The sequence below is a fragment of the Paraliomyxa miuraensis genome (genome assembly GCF_026337845.1).
GTDB classification, from domain to species: domain Bacteria; phylum Myxococcota_A; class Polyangia; order Nannocystales; family Nannocystaceae; genus Paraliomyxa; species Paraliomyxa miuraensis.
This window is the reverse complement of the sequence record NZ_JAOVZF010000153.1, coordinates 311462-329635: the sequence shown is the minus strand read 5'-3', so window position 1 is coordinate 329635 and position 18174 is coordinate 311462. Positions and strand designations below refer to the sequence as shown.

Annotated in this window: 13 protein-coding genes; 9 read left to right on the top strand and 4 right to left on the bottom strand. The window is 71.3% G+C overall.

All coding sequences use genetic code 11. From position 1 onward, the window contains the following. Positions 1–257: 257 nt before the first annotated feature. Positions 258–2333, bottom strand: coding sequence for an MMPL family transporter (locus OEB96_RS21995; RefSeq protein ID WP_266218495.1), 2076 nt, complete (start codon positions 2331–2333; stop codon positions 258–260). Positions 2334–2560: 227 nt separating this feature from the next. Here OEB96_RS21995 and OEB96_RS21990 point away from each other — a divergent pair, with 227 nt between their 5' ends. Beyond that, entirely contained in the window at positions 2561–2800 is a 240-nt protein-coding gene (locus OEB96_RS21990; RefSeq protein WP_266218494.1) for a hypothetical protein, read from the top strand. 20 nt (positions 2801–2820) lie between these two features. On the opposite strand, the gene OEB96_RS21985 is transcribed toward OEB96_RS21990, so the two are convergent. Next, positions 2821–3267: a deoxycytidylate deaminase gene (locus OEB96_RS21985; protein ID WP_266218492.1), complete on the bottom strand. Its 447-nt coding sequence runs from the start codon at positions 3265–3267 to the stop codon at positions 2821–2823. Between the two features lie 104 nt (positions 3268–3371). On the opposite strand from OEB96_RS21985, the gene OEB96_RS21980 reads away from it, so the two are divergent. Then, positions 3372–6497, top strand: a complete 3126-nt coding sequence (locus OEB96_RS21980; RefSeq protein WP_266218491.1) for a [protein-PII] uridylyltransferase family protein — start codon at positions 3372–3374, stop codon at positions 6495–6497. Between the two features lie 22 nt (positions 6498–6519). Further along, entirely contained in the window at positions 6520–9006 is a 2487-nt protein-coding gene (locus OEB96_RS21975; protein WP_266218489.1) for a DUF4388 domain-containing protein, read from the top strand. Between the two features lie 26 nt (positions 9007–9032). Here OEB96_RS21975 and OEB96_RS21970 read toward each other — a convergent pair whose 3' ends face one another. Next, the gene (locus tag OEB96_RS21970) at positions 9033–11342 is read right to left on the bottom strand and encodes a S46 family peptidase (RefSeq protein WP_266218487.1); all 2310 of its coding nucleotides are present in this window, start codon (positions 11340–11342) and stop codon (positions 9033–9035) included. Between the two features lie 137 nt (positions 11343–11479). Here OEB96_RS21970 and OEB96_RS21965 point away from each other — a divergent pair, with 137 nt between their 5' ends. Next, positions 11480–12523: a diacylglycerol/lipid kinase family protein gene (locus OEB96_RS21965; RefSeq protein WP_266218485.1), complete on the top strand. Its 1044-nt coding sequence runs from the start codon at positions 11480–11482 to the stop codon at positions 12521–12523. A gap of 17 nt (positions 12524–12540) precedes the next feature. On the opposite strand, the gene OEB96_RS21960 is transcribed toward OEB96_RS21965, so the two are convergent. Further along, entirely contained in the window at positions 12541–12996 is a 456-nt protein-coding gene (locus OEB96_RS21960; protein ID WP_266218483.1) for a hypothetical protein, read from the bottom strand. Between the two features lie 113 nt (positions 12997–13109). Here OEB96_RS21960 and OEB96_RS21955 point away from each other — a divergent pair, with 113 nt between their 5' ends. From OEB96_RS21955 to OEB96_RS21935, 5 genes are all read left to right on the top strand, one after another. Next, on the top strand, positions 13110–14165 hold the full coding sequence (locus OEB96_RS21955) for a DUF3829 domain-containing protein (protein ID WP_266218481.1): 1056 nt from the start codon (positions 13110–13112) through the stop codon (positions 14163–14165). Next, positions 14162–15784: a hypothetical protein gene (locus OEB96_RS21950; RefSeq protein ID WP_266218479.1), complete on the top strand. Its 1623-nt coding sequence runs from the start codon at positions 14162–14164 to the stop codon at positions 15782–15784. The genes OEB96_RS21955 and OEB96_RS21950 overlap by 4 nt, the downstream gene beginning before the upstream one ends. A 94-nt stretch (positions 15785–15878) precedes the next feature. Next, positions 15879–16598 (top strand): hypothetical protein, encoded by a 720-nt coding sequence (locus tag OEB96_RS21945; RefSeq protein ID WP_266218477.1) that lies wholly within the window; start codon positions 15879–15881, stop codon positions 16596–16598. Between the two features lie 42 nt (positions 16599–16640). Next, on the top strand, positions 16641–17156 hold the full coding sequence (locus OEB96_RS21940) for a DUF2505 family protein (protein WP_266218475.1): 516 nt from the start codon (positions 16641–16643) through the stop codon (positions 17154–17156). Between the two features lie 171 nt (positions 17157–17327). Beyond that, positions 17328–18116, top strand: coding sequence for a hypothetical protein (locus OEB96_RS21935; RefSeq protein ID WP_266218474.1), 789 nt, complete (start codon positions 17328–17330; stop codon positions 18114–18116). Positions 18117–18174 lie beyond the last annotated feature (58 nt).

Here is an 18174-nt window from a genome sequence, read left to right as displayed (position 1 = left end):
GTGAGCGATCGCGCCGCACGTCGACATCGACCCACCGGATGGGCTCTCATGCCGGCTCTCGTATCGACTCTCGTGTGGGCCCTCGTGCCGGCTTCCGTGTCGTCGGCTCCGGTAGCGATCGGGGACGGGTGATGGCGGAGCATCGGGCATGGACAGCGGCTCGTTCGGCCTACTGCGTCCCGGCGCGTTCGCAAGCCCATCGCGCCATCGTCGAGTGCCCGGCGCATCGTTCGCCGGGTTGCGACGGACTGCCCTCGCTATTCCTCGACCCCGATTCCCGCGCGTGCCCACCAGCGAGCCAGCCACCGGGGCGCCCACCAGTTGTGCTTGCCCAGCACCGCCATGCTCGCGGGTACGAGCAAGCCGCGTACGATCGTCGCATCCACCAGCACCGCGACCCCCAGCCCGACGCCGAGTTCCTTGATGAACACCATCTCGCCCGCGACGAAGCCGATCACCACCGCCACCAGCACCGCGGCCGCCCCCGTGATGAGCCGCCCCGTGCGGCCGAGACCGCGCGCCACACTCTTCGTGTCATCACCCGAGGCGAGGTACTCCTCTCGAATTCGACTGAGCAGGAACATCTCGTAGTCCATCGACAGCCCGAAGACCACGGCGAAGGTGACCGCGAGCACCGAGGGCTCGAGCGCCCCCGGGGACTCGTAGCGCAGCAACGACTCGAGCCGGCCGTCCTGGAACACCCAGACCAACGCGCCGTACGAGGCGGCCACCGACAGTCCATTGAGCACCAACGCCTTGAGCGGCAGCACCAGCGAGCCAAACGCCAGGAGCAGCACCACGAACGTGACCGCGGCGACGGTGGCGAGCGCCGCGGGGGCCGCGTCGGTGATCTCGCGATGGATCTCGTCATCGAGCGCCGCGTCGCCCCCGACGAGGACCCGACCACCCGGCGACGGCAGAGCCCGGATCTGGTCGACCAGGACCTCGCCCGAGGCGTCGTCCTCGAGCACCACCCGCAGGTAGGTCCGATCGCCTCCGGGCTCGGCGATCGCGTCGACCCTCGACACTCCGGGTAGCGCTTGGATCGCGGCCGCCAGCCCCAGGGGCTCCCGACCGAGCGCGTCCGGCTGTATGTCTGGCTCTGCCACGAGATCGATGGTCGACAGCTCACCGGTCGCGAACAGCTCGGGGTCGGTCACGAGGTCGGCCACCTGCCGGACCTCGGTGCGCGCAGGGAACAGGCTCGCATCACCGGGTTCGAGCCGCAGCCGACGCACCGGCGAGGCCACCACCAGCAGCGCCCCCACCACCACCAGCCCGACCGTCCACGGGCGGCGCATCACCCAGCACGCGATGGCGTACCAGCGCCCCTGGCGATCGTCATCGGCCGGCGGCACCGCGCCCAGGCGTCCGGCCTCGATCCGGGGCCCCAGCAGGGCCAGCAGCCCCGGCAAGAACACCAGCGTCACCAGCAGGGTGACCACGGTGATGCTCGTGCCCCCGATCGCGATGCTCTCGAGCAGCGGGATCCGAAACCACAAGAGCCCCAGCAGGCTGGCCGCCACCGCGACGCCCGAGAACAGCACGGTGCGCCCCGAGGTCGCGGTGGTGCGGCGCAAGCTCTCGTCCACGTCGCCGCCGGTGCTCCGTAGCTCCTCGCGAAAGCGCAGCACCACGAACAGGGAGTAGTCGACCGCCAAGCCCACGCCGAGGAACGTGACCACGTTCATCGCGAGCAGCGAGACATCGACCACGGTGGTGAGACCCCGCAGCACGAGCATGGCGACCTCGATGGACACCCCGGCGATCACCACCGGGATGAGCGCCGCCACCACCGAGCGAAACAGCCACAGGAGCAGGCCGAACACCAGCGGCAGCGCCACCAGCTCGGCCCGCACCAGGTCGTCGCGCGACAGCGTCTGAGCGGTGGCGTGAGCCGCAAGGCGTCCCCCGACCTGGGCGTGCAGCACGGTGTCGCGGGCCGCGTCCACGACCTCGGGGAAGTGCGCGAGCTTGGCGTGGTCGTCGTCCCCGCGGACCGTGATCACGACCAGCGCGATCCGATCGTCCTTGCTGCTCAGCGGGGTCCCGGGCCGCAGCGGGGCCCGCACGTCGACCACCGCGGCCGATGCCTCCAAGCGCGACGCCACGCCGTGCAGCTCGGCCATGAACGCGGGCTCATCGACGAGCCATCCGGGGTGCCGGTAGGCGACCACCACGTCGGTCGCGCCCACGCCGAACGCCTGCTCGAGCACGGCGGCCGTTCGCTCGGCCTCGCCGTCGCGCACCGTGAATCCACCGCTGGCGAGCCGGTCGACGATCCCACGCCCGAGCCCCACGCTCACCGCGAACACGACGACGAGCGCTCCCAAGAGCGCCCATCGGTGTCGTCCCGACCATCCCCCCAGCCGCCGCAGCCACGACGACCGGGGCGACCGACCTCCTGCTCCCGACGGCGGCACACGACTCTTCTTCGCCGCCGCGACGCATGGTCAAGGTCGCCACGGTCTTCGCCGCGTTCGCCCGGCGCGAGTCAACGCTCGTCCGCGTCGTCCGCGAAGGGGATGACCAGACGCGTGCAGTGGCTAGGCCGGCAGCGATGGGCAATCACCCCCATGAGCACGACCCGGCCGACGAGCCCGACGCCACCGACGAGACCGACGCCACCGACGAGGCCACCGAGCCCGACGCCACCGACGAGACCACGCGCCGGTCCGAGCCGTCCGAGCTCGACCTGGCGATCGCCCGCGCCGAGAGCGAAGGCATGGTGACCGAGGACGCGAAGGTCCACGCCGAGCACCTGGGCGAGCGTCCTCGACGCTCGCCTCCTCCTCGATGATTCGGGCCGGCCGGCCCCGCTCAGCCCGCGTCGACCGTACGAATCGACACGCCGGCCTCCCGGAACATCTGCGTGCTGGTCTCGAAGTCCTCGGCCCACCGCTCGGGGATCTCGAGCCCTCCGGGGTAGTGCACGGTATCGACGCCGGCCTGAATGAGCGAGCGTGCGCAGCGAGTGCAGGGCGGCCAGGTCACGTAGGCGCTGCACCCCTTGAGCGACACGCCGATCCGCGCCGCGTGCATGATCGCGTTCTCTTCGGCGTGGCAGATGAGCGGGTACTTCCGGTCGCGATCCGAGAGCCGCTCGAGGCTGTCGTCGATGCCGCGTGGGAACCCATTGAAGCCGGTGCTCCGGATCTCGCGATCGGGGCCCACCACCACGCAGCCGACCTGCGTGGACGGATCCTTGCTCCACCTCGCGATGTGTCGGGCCAGCTCGATGAAGCGTCGGTCCCACTTGTCGCTCATGGCCGGAGCATCGCCCACGCCGACGATCGGGTCCATGCCCGGGTCGGGCCCGCCGGGGCTTCACCTGGCTCGCAGCCCTCGCCTCGTGTCACCATGCCCGCACGATGGGCCCAAGCCCCCCTCCCTGGCTCGGCGCGCTGCGCAAGGCCACGACGACCCAGGAGCGGATCGACCTCGTCGGGGCAGCGCCTCCGGCGTGGCACGAGACGCTGGGCTCGCTGCTCGACGGTCCCGAGCCCGACCAGGCCCTCGTGCGCGCGGAGGGCCTGCCAGCCCCCCTGTGGCAGACCCCTTGGCCCGCTCGGTTCTCGCGGCTGCTGCACGAGGGCAGCTACGCCGCGCGTCTGGCCGCGCTCGACCCCACCGCTCTGCTGGCGCTCGACCCCACGGTCACCGACCCGCCTCCCCTCGACGCCTTGCGGGCCGCCGGGGCCACGTGCTCGATCGACGAGGCGCTGGGGCGCGTGCGCAACCGCGAGTACCTGCGGCTGTGCGCGCGCGAGGTGGAGGGTGCCGAGCTCGAGGAGGTTGGCCACGCGCTGTCGTCGCTGTGCTCGGCGTGCCTGCAGGTGCTGCTCGAGCAGTTCGATCTGCACGAGCAGGTCGTGGTGTTCGGCATGGGCAAGCTCGGCGGCAACGAGCTCAATTTCCTCAGCGACATCGACCTGGTGTTCGTGCACGACGACGCGGTGAGCGACAGGGAGACGGCCGAGCGCGGCCAGGTGGCCCGGCTGCACGAGCGGCTGCGACGGCTGGTCCGCCACCTCGAGGGGCAGGGCAAGTGGCGTCCGCTGTTTCGCGTGGATCTGCGTCTGCGCCCGTTTGGCAGCCGGGGCCCGCTGTCCACCTCGGTCTGCGCCACCGAGGCGTACTACGAGCGGCACGGCCGGCCATGGGAGCGCCAGGTGTGGCTGCGCGCGCGGCCGCTGGCCGGCCGGATGGACCTGGGCGCGCTGCTGCTGCGGCGGCTCACCCCGTTCGTGTACCGCCGCTCGGTGGGGCCCGAGATCTTCGGAGAGATCGCCGACATGATGCGAAGGGCCCGGCGCGAGGCCACCCGGGTGGGGAGCGAGGACGGCAGCGTCGATCTCAAGCTCGACGTGGGGGGGATCCGCGAGATCGAGTTCACGGTGCAGGCGCTGCAGCTGCTCCATGGCGGGCGCAATCCCGGTGTTCGAGAGCCCAGCACCCTGCCCGCGCTCGATCGGCTGCTGGCGGCGGGCCTGGTCAGCGATCGCGAGCACCGCGAGCTCCAGCAGGCCTATCGATGGTTGCGACGCGTGGAGCACCGCCTGCAGCTCGGTGAAGGCCAGCAGACCCATCGCGTGCCCGGCCCGGGCCCCGTGCTCGATCGCCTGGTGCAGCGCCTTCACTGGCCGATCCGCGAGCCCGGGGTCGCGCTCGCCACCTTCACGGCCGCCATGCAGACCCATCGCCGGCGTGCCCAGGCCATCGCGCAGACCATCGCCGGGGACGAGCCCCATGACGACCCCCATGCCCACGACATCGCCGTGCTCCTGGACGAGGGCGCTCCCCGGGCCAGCCGCTGTGCCGCACTGGAGCGCCTGGGCGTCCACGAGCCCGCCGAGACCGAAGCCTTGCTCGAGCACCTCTACACCCGGGCCGACGGTCCGTTCACCGCACGGGGCCCGGCCCGTCAGGGAGCCGAGAACCTGCTGCGGGCATGCCTCGACAGCGCCGATCCGGAGGCTGCGATCCACCGCCTCTCGGAGCTGTGCGCCTCGCGACCGGCCCACTATGCGATCTGGCGAGCCTTCGCCGATCCCGGCCCGATCGGCCGCCGCACGGGGCTCGAGCTGCTGCGGCTGTGCGGCGAGCTGCTCGGGGCCAGCGAGACCCTGTCCCGCGGGCTCATTGGATTTCCCTCGGGGCGCCTCACGGGACCCGCAGGCCCCATCGACACGGCGCAGGCCGGTCGCTCTCGCCCGAGCACTCCGCCCGATCCCACCTCGAGCCTGCTGCTGCGCGCGGGGCAAGCCGCCCTCCCCGACCCCGCCGACCTGGCCGCGGACCTCGAGCACCAGGAGCCCGACCCGCGAGGCCTCGACGCGACCCTGCTCCGGTTCAAGCACGAGCAGCTGGTGCGGGTGGGTTTGCACGATCTGGGCCGACGCCCGGACCCGCTCGCGGTCGGCCGAGCCATCTCCGATGTGGCCGACCTGGTGCTGCGCAGGCTCCTGCTGGACTGCGCCCTCGAGGCGGGCCCGGGCCCCCGCCATTCGCTCGCCGTGCTGGCCCTGGGCAAGCATGGCATGCAGGCCATGGACTACGGCTCGGACCTCGACCTCATGTTCGTATTCGAGCCGAGGCAAGACGCCGCCGCGTCCCGTGACCAGGTCGGGCCCGTCGCCACCAAGCTCGCCCAGCGCCTGATGGCCCGCCTGGACAGCCGTGCCCTGGGACTGCGGCTCTACGAGGTCGACATGCGGTTGCGCCCCTCGGGTCGGCAGGGCCTGCTGGTGACCTCGCGAACCGGCTTTGCCCGCTACCACGCCCGCCAGGTCGCCGTGTGGGAGCGTCTCGCCCTGCTCCGGCTCCGCCCGGTGGCCGAGGTGGAGATCGGAGGGCCGGTCGAGGCTCACCACGCCCACCCGTCCTCGGCCCAACCCGGCCCGCTGGGCGCGGCAGTCCGGCAGGTGGTCGCCCGCACGCTGGGCTTCGAAGCCGACGCCACCGAGATCGACGACACCGTCGGGGCTCGCGAGCGCTCCGCCTCCAGGCCCACCCCCGAGGAGGTCCAGCAAGAGACCCGTCGCCTCAAGGGACGCATCGAGGACGAGCTGGCGCGCGAGAGCCGCAAGAAGGGGTGGTACAACGCCAAGACCGGCGAAGGCGGGTGTCTGGAGCTGGAGCTCCTGGTCGCCGCCTTGCAGCTCATCCATGGCCCCGCCCACCCGGGCGCCCGCGCCACGGGCATCGTGGAGGCCCTGACGGGCCTGCGGGAGGCGGGTGCGGTGCTCCCCGACGAGGCCTCCGCCCTCTGCGCGGACTACCGCTTCCATCGACTGCTGCTCAACCGACTGCGCATGAGCCCAGGTCGGCGTGGCGACGACCCGGATCGCTTCTCCGAAAACTCTCCCCGCCTCGACACCCTTGCGCGTAGGATGGGGCTTCCCAGCCGCGTGGCGCTGCTTCGGCGCTTCCATCTCGCCCGTGCCCGCGTCCGCGCCGCTTTCGACCGCCACCTGACGGGCCCCCCATTGGGGTAGAGTGCCCCCCGCGAAGCTATCCATGGCGACCGCTCCGGTATCGAACGAGCCCTCCGTCGGTTTCCCTCCCAAGGGCTCCCTCAAGAAGGTGCCCTTCCCACGCCTCATCCGCGAGGTCGCTCGCCGCAAGCTCGACGGCAGCCTGTACCTCTTGTCGGGGCAGACCAAGAAGGTCGTGTTCTTCTCCAAGGGTCAGCCGGTGTTCGTGCGCTCCAACGTGTTGTCGGAGTGCCTGGGGCAGATCCTCGCGCAGGAGGGGCTCATCACCCAGGAACAGTGCGACCAGACCCTCGAGGCGATTCGCCGCACGGGCAAGAAGCAGGGCGAGCTGCTGGTCGAGATGGGGATCCTCAGCGAGGGCAACCTTCGCTACGGCCTCGAGGCCCAGCTGCGCGCCAAGCTGTTCGAGATCTTCTCGTGGGACGACGGGCGCTACCAGTTCAAGAACGAGGCGCCCGACCAGCAATTCGGGATCACGTTCAAGGCCAGCGCCGAGGGGGTGATCGTCGAGGCCATTCAGGATCAGTACACCGAGGATCGTGCCAGCGACGTGCTCGAGCCCGTGTCGTCCAAGTTCCCGGTCGCTGCGCCGAGCGGGGCCTACGACGAGCTGCCGCTGCTGCCCGAGGAGCGCTTCTTCCTCACGTGCCTCGACGGGAGCCGCTCGATCGCCGAGCTCATGGACGATCCGGGCAAGCCCCCCGTCCCCACCCCGAAGGCCCTGCTGTGCGGGCTGCTGGCGGCGGGGGTCATCAAGCTCGTCGACGTCGCCCAGGCCCGCCGCACATGGCCGCCCGCGCCCTCCATGGCCCCCACCGGGGGCACCGATGCGGAGCTGCGTCCCAGCTTCGAGGCCCAGGCCCTCATCACCGAGTACGAGGACACGCCGCTGCCGGGCGAGATGCCGCGGTCGCCCGATCTGCTCGGTGATCACGAGGACGGGTTCGAGGGGGTGGGCGAGGACTCCGCCGTCGTCCGGCTCAGCGGGGTCATGCGAGCCCCCGAGCTTCCCGAGGAGCTGGTCGCGGCCGAGCCCGCCAGCATCGAGGAGACCTTCGACGACGACCAGCTCGAGCTGGCCGAGGAGGGCGATCTCGAATTCGATCTCGAGCCCGAGCCCAACGAGGCCCCCAACGAGCCCGAGTCCGAACCCGAGTCCGAGCCACGGAGCACGCCCACCCTCCCGCCGATGCTCGCGGCGCCCGCCACCCCGGCCCTCGCCACGACCTTCGACGAGCCCGAGCCCGCCGCCCTCGACGACGACGCTGCCCTCGACGACATGTTCCTGGGCGAGAGCGAGGAGCCGCCCGGCCTCGACTTCGACAACGAGCCGCCCACCTCGGTGGATGGTCCCGTTGCCGCGGCCGCGGGCGTTCCCGCGGTGGTCGAACCCACCAGCACCCTCCCCACGCCCGAGCCCGAGCCCGTGGTGCCACCGATGGTGGCCGCGCCTCAGGCGGTCCCCCGCACCGACTCGCCGAGCCCTCCGGCACCCGTCGAGCCGACCCCGCTGCCCGTGTCCCCCACTCCGAGCCCGGTGAGCCCCGTGGCCCCGGTGACCCCCGTGGCCCCGCCCGTGGTCACCTCGGCCCCAGCGGCCGCCGCTGCGGTGCAGCCCGAGGAGGACCTCCTCGATCTCGCTCCCGACGACGACCTACTGATGCTCGACGAGAGCGTCGAGGCGGCCGCCGCCGATCTGATCGGCTCGGTGCCCGCCAAGCCGCCTGCGCCCGTCTCCCCGGTCGCCGATCTCGATCCCGGCAGCCTCGATCCCGGCGGCCTCGATCCCAGCGATCTCGATCCCGGCGACCTCGATCCCGGCGACCTCGATCCCGGCGACTTCGATCCGGACGGCTTCGAGTCCGAGGCGATCGACGACGAGCTCGAGCTCGAGGAAGTCGACGACCTCGAGCTCGACGAGCTCGACGACGAGCTCGACGCAGCCGAGCCCGAGCCCGAGCCCGAGCCCGTGGCCGCGCCGGTCCAACCGGCGGCGGTCGCCGCCCCGTCCGACGATCTCCTCGACCTCGACGATCTCGACGACATCGACCTCGGTGGCGACGACCCCGTGGCCCCGGCCGCCGTGGCGGCCCCCATGGTGGTGGAGGACGAGCCCTCGGACATCGTAGGGGACGACGAGGACATGATGGGCGCCCTGCGCTTTGGCGACGGCCAGGCCGCGATCGCCGAGGGACGCTGGGACGATGCCATCGGTGCCCTCGAGGAGGCCTACGAGTCCGGCTTCGACGTCGCGGAGCTGCACGCGATGCTGGCCTACGCTCGCTTCCAGGCCTCGGGCGGCGACGAGCAGACGGCTCAGCACGCGTTCGAGCTGCTCGACTACGCCCAGCAGATGGACCCCAGCCTCGACCTGGTCCACGCCTACCGCGGCGCCATCCTCCGCGACCAGGGGGACATTCCCCAGGCGCGCGAGGCCCTCGATCGCGCGCTCGAGCTCAATCCGTACTGCGAGCTGGCGATGGAGATCTTGGACGCCATCGGGGGCTAGCGCCCGGCGTGGCCGGCCGGAAGGCCCTACTGTGCCGCCTCGGCCGGCGCCGCCGCCTCGGCTGGCGCCGGCGCGGCCACATCGTCCAGGCTCGGCGTGAGGCCCATCTCCGTCAGCAGATGATTCGCCCCATCCACCGCATCCATGATCCACAGGATGTAGCGGATGTCGACGTGGATCGACCGCGTCACCTCCGGCATGAACAGCCAGTCGCTGGCAATCGACTCGTAGTTGCCGTCGAACGCCAGGCCGATGAGCTCCCCGCGGGCGTTGAGCGTGGCCGAGCCCGAGTTGCCCCCCGTGATGTCGAGATCGGCGAGGAAGTTCACCGGCAGCTCCCCGAGCGCCTCGTCGGCGTAGGGCCCCCATAGCTTGGTCTGTGCCGCGGCGAGCAGGTTGGCCGGGGCCGCGAACGGCTCCTCACCCGTGGCCTTGGCCACCATCTGCGACAACGTGGTGAACGGCTCGTACATCGGTGCATCGGCCGAGGGCTTGTAGCCGCGCACGGTGCCGTAGCTGATCCGCAGCGTGCTGTTGGCGTCGGGCGCCAGCGGCGTGGGGCTGTGCTCGCGCAGCGCCGCCACGTACAGCGGGCGCAGCTTGGTCATCGCCCCCGCATGCTCGCGCTCGCGACGCTCGAGGTCGTCCACCACCAGCTCGATGGTGGTCGCCGCCACCAGCAGCGGATCCTTGCTCTTGTCGATCTTCTTGCGCGGCGCCGTCACCAGATCCTCGACCGTCGCCGGATCGCCCAGCTTGGTCTTGGAGAACAGCTTGCCGAGCGCCTTGTCGACCGCCGCCTCGTCCAGCGGCGCCGACACGGCCCCGCCCAGCAGCGCCTCGAGCATCACGTCGGGACGCGTCCCCTCGGGCAGCGCCGCCGCGCGCGTCAGCGCCAGCTTGAGCACCGCCTTGTCGAGCTCCGCGTCGTTGCCATCGACCCGCCCCGCGATGCTCTTGCCGCGCTCGGCCAGCTCGGCGTCGCTGTAGCCCGGCAGGCGCTCGGCCTCCGCCAGCTCGCGCTGGGCCGCGATCTTGCGGATGGCCACGGCGGCCCCCAGCAGCGAGCTCCCGCGCAGGATCTCCTCGACCGCCGCATCGTAGTCGCGACGCTCGGCCGCCTTGGCCTGCAGGGCCGCCATGTCGGCCAGCACCGTGCCGTACTTGGCCTGGCGCGCCGGGTCGGCGTCGATCCACGCCTGCAGCTCCGCCTCGAGCTTGGCCTTGTCCTCGGCCAGCCCGCCCTTGCTCAGGCCATCGAGCATGCCCTGGAAGTTGATGTGGTAGTTGGCCATCCCGCGCAGGCGGCTGGCCGCCTTGATCGCCAGCTGCGGGTCTTGCTTGCCCAGCTCCTCGTAGAGCGCGATGTACTGCTCGTAGCGAGCGATCCGCGTGGGGTAGTACCAGCTCACCGCCTCCTGCACCTCGCCCGCCGTCTTGAGCCGATAGGTGCTGCCCGGGTACCCGGCCACCATCGCGAAGTCACCGGCCTTCAGCGGCTCGCTCGCGATCTTCAGGTGGTGGGGCGGCTGGTACGGCACGTTTTGCTCGGAGTAGGGCGCCGGCTTGCCGTCGGGGCCCACGTAGGCGCGCAGGAACGAGTAGTCCCCCGTGTGCCTGGGCCAGCGCCAGTTGTCGATGTCGCCCCCGAACACCCCGATGCCCTTGTGCGGGGCGTAGACCAGGCGCACGTCCTCGATCTCGAGCTGCTCGATCTGGATGTACTGCGCCCCGTCGAAGTAGCTGGCCACCACGCAGCGCGTGTCGGGCTTGCTGGCCTCGCAGGTGTCTTGCAGGTTGCGCGCGCGCTTCTCGAGCTCGGCCGCACGGGCGTAGTCCTCGGCGATCGCATCGAGCCCCTCCACCATCGTGCTGGTGACGTCGGTGAACGCGGTCGACACGTAGATCCGCTGCCCCGGGCCCGCCGACAGCTCCTCGGCACGCGTCTTGGCCAAGAAGCCCTGCTCGAGCAGGTTCTTCTCGGGGGTGGAGTTGTGCTGCAGCGCTCGCGTCACGCAGTGGTGGTTGGTGATCACCAGCCCCTCGCCGGACACGAACGACGCCGAGCAACCCCCCAGGCTCACCACCGCGGCCAGCGGAAACGCGGTGGGATCGGTCAGCGCCGCCGGATCGAACGCCACCCCGAGCTTCTTCAGGGTCTCGGCGTGATCGCCCATCTGGCTGGGCATCCACATCCCGCCCGGGTTGTCGAACACGAACGGCTCCTCCTTCGGAGGCTGCGGCGGGGGCTCCTTCTTGCACCCCACGGCCAGCAAGCCGAGCGCAAGCACACCCGTCCACGTGTTCAGCATCCACTTGGCGCGAAGACCCATCATGGCCGCCATGGGTAGCAGATCTTCCGTTCCCGGCGCACCTGCGCGCGCGGGAGGATCCCAACGCAGATCCCCCGAAACCTCGATTCCAGCCGCCCCATCCCCTTGGGACCCCGCGTCGGTGTTAGGCTTGATCGCACGTGGCGAACGGACGCCGCTCCTTGCTCGTCGCCAACCCCACCGCCCGCAGCGGCAAGGCCAAGCGCTACATCGAGCGGGCCATGGAGGCGCTGGAGGAGAGCCGGCTGCAGCCGGAGTTCTTCCCCACCCTGCCCGAGGGCAAGACCGTGGGCGCGCTGGCCGACCGCCTCGAGCGCGAGGACGTGGCCCGGGTGATCTACATGGGGGGCGACGGCACCTTCGCCGAGGCGGCCAAGGGCATCATCTTGGCCCGCGAGCGCACCGGCGTCGACATCCCGCTGGGCATGCTCCCCATGGGCACCGCCAACGACCAGGGCCGCTCGTTCGGGATCGTGGCCGGGGTCAAGGCGCTGCCGCGCAACGTGGCCGTGATCGCGGCCGGGGTCGAGCAGTGGCTCGACGTGGGGAGGATCGAGGCCCTCGACGAGGGCGGCACCCCGGTGGCCACCGATCTGTGGTTCGACAGCTGCGGCGTGGGGCTCTCGGCGCGGATCCTGTGGAAGCGCAACCGCGACCGCGAGTTCGTCGAGCGCATGCCGCTGGTGCGACGGGTCTACCGCGACAAGCTGGTCTACACCAGCGCCGCCCTCCGCAGCCTGCTGTCGGGGGTGGTCACCCAGACCAACTTCTCGGTCGAGCTGACCATCGACGGAGAGACCAGCGAGCTGACCGGGGTCACCGATCTGCTGGTGCAGGGCACGATCCTCTACGCGGGCGACTGGATCTTCGACGACTCTGCCAAGGCCGACGACGGCAAGTTCGAGGTGGTCGTCATGCGCGGACACGCCGACTGGGCGGCCGCGGCGATCGGCGGGCACAAGCGCAACCCGGTCACCGGGGATGATCTCGAGGTGCTCGGGATGGCGCGACGCGAGGTGCCCAAGGCCAAGCACATCGAGGTGCGGATCTTTCGACCCGCGGGGCTGGATGTGGTGCCCGCGCAGATCGACGGGGAGGAGTGGGTCTCGACCAATCACTATCGGATCGAGAACCTGTTCCATCACCTGCGGATCATCGTGCCCGAGGACCCGCACTGGGTGTGAGGGCCGCGAGGCTCGCCCTACCGATCGCCGTCGCTCTCGACCACCTCGAAGGGCTTGCTCCCCGGGGGCCGCTTGGGTCGCGGGAATTGACCGCCATGGACCAGGCGCACGTCGGTGACGCCCGCCTCGCGCAGGCAGGCCAGCATGTCGACCCGGAACCCGTAGCGATCGTAGGTGACGTCGACGTCGACCGGAGCGGGCTCGAGCTTGCGCAGGCTCGCACAGACATCGGCGCACGGCGACGGCGGGTCGGGGTGCACGCTGCAGCGCTTGCCGTCGATCACCACCACCCGCTCGCGGGCCTTCGACCGCGGCTTCGGGCTCGCGACCGCCGGCTCCGAGCCCGAAGCGCTCGCGCCCGAGTCGGACCCGCCCTCGCCGACGAACCACCCGAGCCCCACGGCGATCACCAGCGCCAGCACGACCGCGCTCGCGAGCGCCACGATCCCCCGGCGACCCGACGAGGCGACCACGCCCCGCACGTTGGCGCACGGCCGACGGCGATGCAACGTCGACGGGACGCATCGGGCCACCCGCCGGCAAGCGCCTTGAAGCCCCTCATCGGGTGTGCCAAGACTAGCGAGCCATGCCGTCCCCGAGCCCCCGGGCCCGTCTTCGGGCAACGCTGGCCGCGGGCGCGCCCCTCGGCCTCGCCCTGGGCCTGGGTTTGGGGGCGACGCCGGGCTGCGAGGCGCTCACCTCCGCCCTCGAAGAAAAGGCCCAGGAAGTCGCCGAGGAGATGGGCCCCCCCGACCCGCCCCCCGTCCCCCCCGAGCCCGCGCTCACCGAGGACGAGCAGCTGTCGGCCAAGCTCGCGCTCTACATCGAGTGCCGGGACCGCGCCAGCCGACGGATCCGCGAGAGCTGGGCGCACTACGACGAGCGCGTGGGCGAAGACGGCACCCCGCGCAAGAAGGGGCTGCGACCCTACCTCCACAAGATCGACACCGAGCTGCGCCCCTGCGAGGAGGCGGTCGCCAAGGGCCCCACCACCGCCCCCCCCCTGCCCGAGATCGAGGCCGCCATGGCCCGCTACCTCCAGCACGCCAAGGCCTTCGGCGCGCTCGCCATCGAGCTCGACGCCTACTACAACGACGAGGGCTACACCCAGGACCGCTGGGCCAAGGGCAAGGAGCTCGCCCCCACCCTGCGGGACACGTGGCAGGCCTGGGACGCCGCCGACACCGAGCTGCACGACCGGGTCGACGCCCGCAAGGACGTGGTCGATCGCGCCATGCTCACCCTCATCGAGGAGCGCCAGGGCAAGGACATCGAGTGGCACACGCGCAGCCTGGTGCTGGCCACCAAGGGGTTCGTGCGCTGCGCGACCGTACCCGACGCCAAGGGGGCGACCGGTGGCCCCGCGGACGAGGGCTGCGCCGACGCATGGACGACCTTGCAGCAGGCCGAGGCCGACTTCCGCCGTGAATTCGAGGACGACCCCACCCGCGCCGAGTCGGTGTTCTGGATGAGCGCGTTCGAGGGCTCGGTGACCGACTTCATGACCGCGGCCACCGCGGTCGCCACCGCCCTGCAACAGGGCCCTCGCAAGGGCAAGCCCACCGCCGAGGCTCGGGCCGCGCTCGTCGACGAACACGAGGGCCTGGTCTCCGACTTCAACAACCTGCGCTTCGAACGATGAGCGACGCGGGTACCGACCCCGCGGGTGCGCCTGCATCCGCCGCATCCGCCGATTCGGAGCCCCGGCCCGCCCCTCGCGAGCCCGGCCCACGTCGCGACACCGCCCACGCCCACGAGGGCTGGGCACGCGTGCTCGCAGCCCTCGCGGCGCTGCTGCTGGGTGCCCTCACCCTGCCCGGACCCAACGACTTCCCGCTCGACGACGCCTGGATCCACCTGTCCTACGCCAAGAGCCTGCGCCTCCACGAAGGCATGAGCTACAACCCGGGCGACTGGGAGCTGGGCTTCTCCAGCCCGCTGTGGGCGCTGCTCCTCTCGGTGTGGCCGATCGACGGCGCCACCGTGCGCGCCGTCCAGCTGCTCGGCCTGCTGCTCCACGCCGTCACGGCCGGCCTCGCCGCGCACCTGGGCCTGCAGCTCGCCTCGCGTCGTGCCACCGTCGACCGCCCGCTGCCCGTGCTGTCGCTGACGCTGCTGTGCGGCGCCCTCGCGGCCGCCACCCCCACCCTCGTCCAGGCCGTCGGCAGCGGCATGGAGGTCTCGCTCACCGCGGCGCTGGTACTCGCGGTGTCGTGGGCCGTGCTGCTCGGGCACCCGAGGGCCGCGTTGCTGGCCGGGGCGCTCGCGGTGTGGGCCCGCCCCGAGGCGCTGGGCCTGGTGGTGGCGCTCGCGTGCGTGCTCGTCCCCTGGCGCTGGCGCCAGGGCGAGCGCGGCCCCGCGCTGCGAGCCCCGCTCATGGCCACCGTGGGTGCCGGGCTCGCGCTGCTGGCGTGGATGGCCTACTGCCGCGGCGTGGCCGGCCAGTGGTGGCCCAACGCCCAGTACGTCAAGGGACCCGGCGGCGGGCTCGACGGCCTTGCCTACCTCTCCGAGCGCGTCCTGCCCTGGCAGCCGTGGCTGGTCTCGCTCACCGGGATCGTGCTGCTGGTCCTCGCCCTTCGCCACGACCTACGCCAGCGCCGGCCGGAGCTGCTCGCCCTGCTGCTGGCCGGCCTTGCCACCTGGATCGCGATCGCGGTCAGCCGCCCGCTCGATCCCGCCGTGCTGTTCTATCAAAGCCGCTACTTCGCCCCGTTCGCCGTCGTGTTCACCGTGCTCCTGCCGTTCGGGCTGGTGGGGGCACGGCGCCTGGTCGCCCTCCTGCTCGTGCTCCCCGTCGCCGTCGTGTCCGGATTGCAGGTCGAGGCGCTCCACGAGCAGGCCCAGGCGCTGCGAGCCGACACCCACCAGCTGCACACCGCGGTGGCCCACCACATCGAGCAGCAGCTCCCCCGCGACGCCCGGGTCGCGGTCGAGGGCGCGGGCGCTCCCCGCTTCTGGGCCCCGCGCTCGATGGCGATCCTCGACCTCGTGGGTCTGAACGATCACCAGATGGCGCGCCACCATGGCGACACCCGGGCCAAGCTCTGTCACCTCGTGCGGCAGCGACCCACCCACGTCGCGATCCCGGCCGACTGGATCCCGCAGCTCGCCCCCGTCTTCCGCCTGCGACCGCTCGCGCGCTTCGACGATCCCCTCTACACCCAGGTCGATCCCCCGCGCCCCCTCACCGTCGTGCTCATGAGCGTCGAGCAAATCCACCCCGCCTGGGTCGAGGGCTGCGCCCAGCCGCCGCCCTGAATCCGGGGCAAGAATCCGGGACAAGAATCCGGGGCAAGAATCCGGGGCAAGACCATCGTAGAGGCTGCCCCGGCTCGCCTGGTATCCTGCCGGCATGGCTTGGGCTCGCATCTCCTTCGTCGTCCTCCTGGTCGCATCGCTCCCCGCGTGCGTCTCCAACACCATCGAGCTCGAGACGACCGAGGACACCGAGGCCGCCAGCAGCGGCGGCACCGGCTCGGCCACCGACGGGCCGCCCACCACCGGGGGCACCGTCACCACCTCCACCATCACCGTGGGCCCCGCCGACAGCGGTGACTCGGCCGACTCGGCCGACGAGGTCGACGGTACCTGGGGACCTGTGCTCGACATCGGCGTCGACCCGGGCGAGACCCAGACGCTCCTGCTCGCCATCGACACCATCGTCAGTCCCGGGCTCCCGTTCCAGGGCATCGTGTGGCTCGAGCGAGACGGGGCGAGCACCGTCACCATCACGCTCCAGTGGCTCAGCCTCGACCCGGGCAGCACGACCGCCCCCCGCGAGCTGGTGGGCGACGTCTACGCGTACCCGGGCATCCCGGTCGCGCCCGACGGTGCCTTCACCTGGCCCACCGGCGTCATCCTGGTCCCGGGTGCGGCCAACCCCATCACCGGCTCCGACGTCGTGCTCTCGGCCGTGCTCGAGGCCGTGCCGGAGGGCAGCCCCTACTGCGGTCGTGTCAGCGGTGAGGTCACCGCGCCCATCCAGGTGCCGCTCGACGGCTCCACCCACGCGATGACCTCCGTGCCCAGCGAGCACGAGCTGCCGCTGGACTTCCCCGTGACGTGCCCGTGACCCCATGGCGCTCGAGACCACGCTGCTGCTAGGGTCGCGGCCGTGACCGAGTTCACCCTCCGCCACCCCCTCGACTGCACGCCCAAGCGCCACTGGGAGCTGTTCTTCGACCCCGAGTGGACCCGGACCCTCATCATCGAGGGACTGGGCTTCTTCACCTGCGACGTGCACCCCGTGCGGCAGGAGACCGGCAAGCGCCATCGCGACATGGAGGTGACCCCCAAGCTCGACGTCCCCGCCGCCGTCGCCAAGATCATCGGCCCCAAGCTCGGCTACACCGAGCGCGCGACCTTCGACGAGGCCACCGAGGCGTGGACCTACCGCCACATCCTCAACGTGCTGACCGAGAAGGTCCTCATGGGCGGCGTGGTCACCATCGAGCCGGTCGGGGACGATCGCTGCGTCCGCGTCGCCAAGATGTCGGTCGAGGTCAAGATCTTCGGCGTGGGCGGCTTGGTCGAGAAGGCGGCCGAGAAGAACATGCGCGACGGCTGGGACCGCAGCGCTCAATGGATCAACCGCTGGCTCGCCGACCATCCGGAGACGCCTTCGGAGTAGCGCACTCTACGCAGCCTTGCTGTTACGCACATCGCGCAGCGCTTTCATCGCATTTTCGCGCTGGCGCCCTTCAGAGCCCCTTCCAGACGTGCATGGGGCTGCACAACGGCTGCGCAGCCTCTTGCACACCTCTCGAGGATCCTCCATTCTGTGCCTACGGGACAGATGGCGATGAACGACGCAACGACTCTTCGGCAGAGGGCGCGCCCGTGGGAGCTCGTCCGGCAGACGATGGGTGGCCCCGGTGCGATGGCAGACAAGCTCCGCACCTTCTTCGAGGTGCTGTCGCAGTACGGACGCGAGGACAAGGTGCTCGCCCGGCTCGAGCGCTTGCGGGCCCTGGGCCACATCGACAGCGTCCCCAATCGCATCCAGCGGATCGTGGGCGCCATCGACATGGTGCGGTTCTTCATCATCCCGGCCGCGGCCGACTACTACCGCGAGAAGGGCCTGGACTTCCGCTTCCACCAGCTGCTGCGATTCCTCGACGACCCCGCGTCGCTCATCGATCCTACCGGGTTCAACGTCCCTCGCGACAACATCATCGGCCACGTGATGCAGGTGGTGCACGCCAATCCCGAGTACGACTTCCAGCTGCTCGACACCTTCGAGGACGGCATGGAGGAGATGGAGCGCCAGGTCCACGACCTGCTCGAGGGCCGTCACCCGCGGGCCGCATCGATCCTCGCGATCGTCGAGGAGCCCGACTATCACCTGCGGCTGCTCGAGCACATCGAGGCCTATCGCCGCGACCCCGGCTCGCATCGGCTGGTACGCCACAACGTCTCGCTGCGGTTCCCCGCGGAGGAGCGCACCTTCGGCACCGTGCCCGCCGCCATGCGCTACTTCTCCAAGATGCCGAGCACCGTGCCCGAAGCCATCGCCCACCTCGTGACCGTGCGTCGGTTCCCGCAGCACTTCGCCGAGCCCGAGCCGACCCCGGCGCACGCGGCCGCCTGACCTGCTGACCTGCTGCCGTGGGCTCGCTGCTCACGGCCGAGGGCCGGCCCCACCCCTC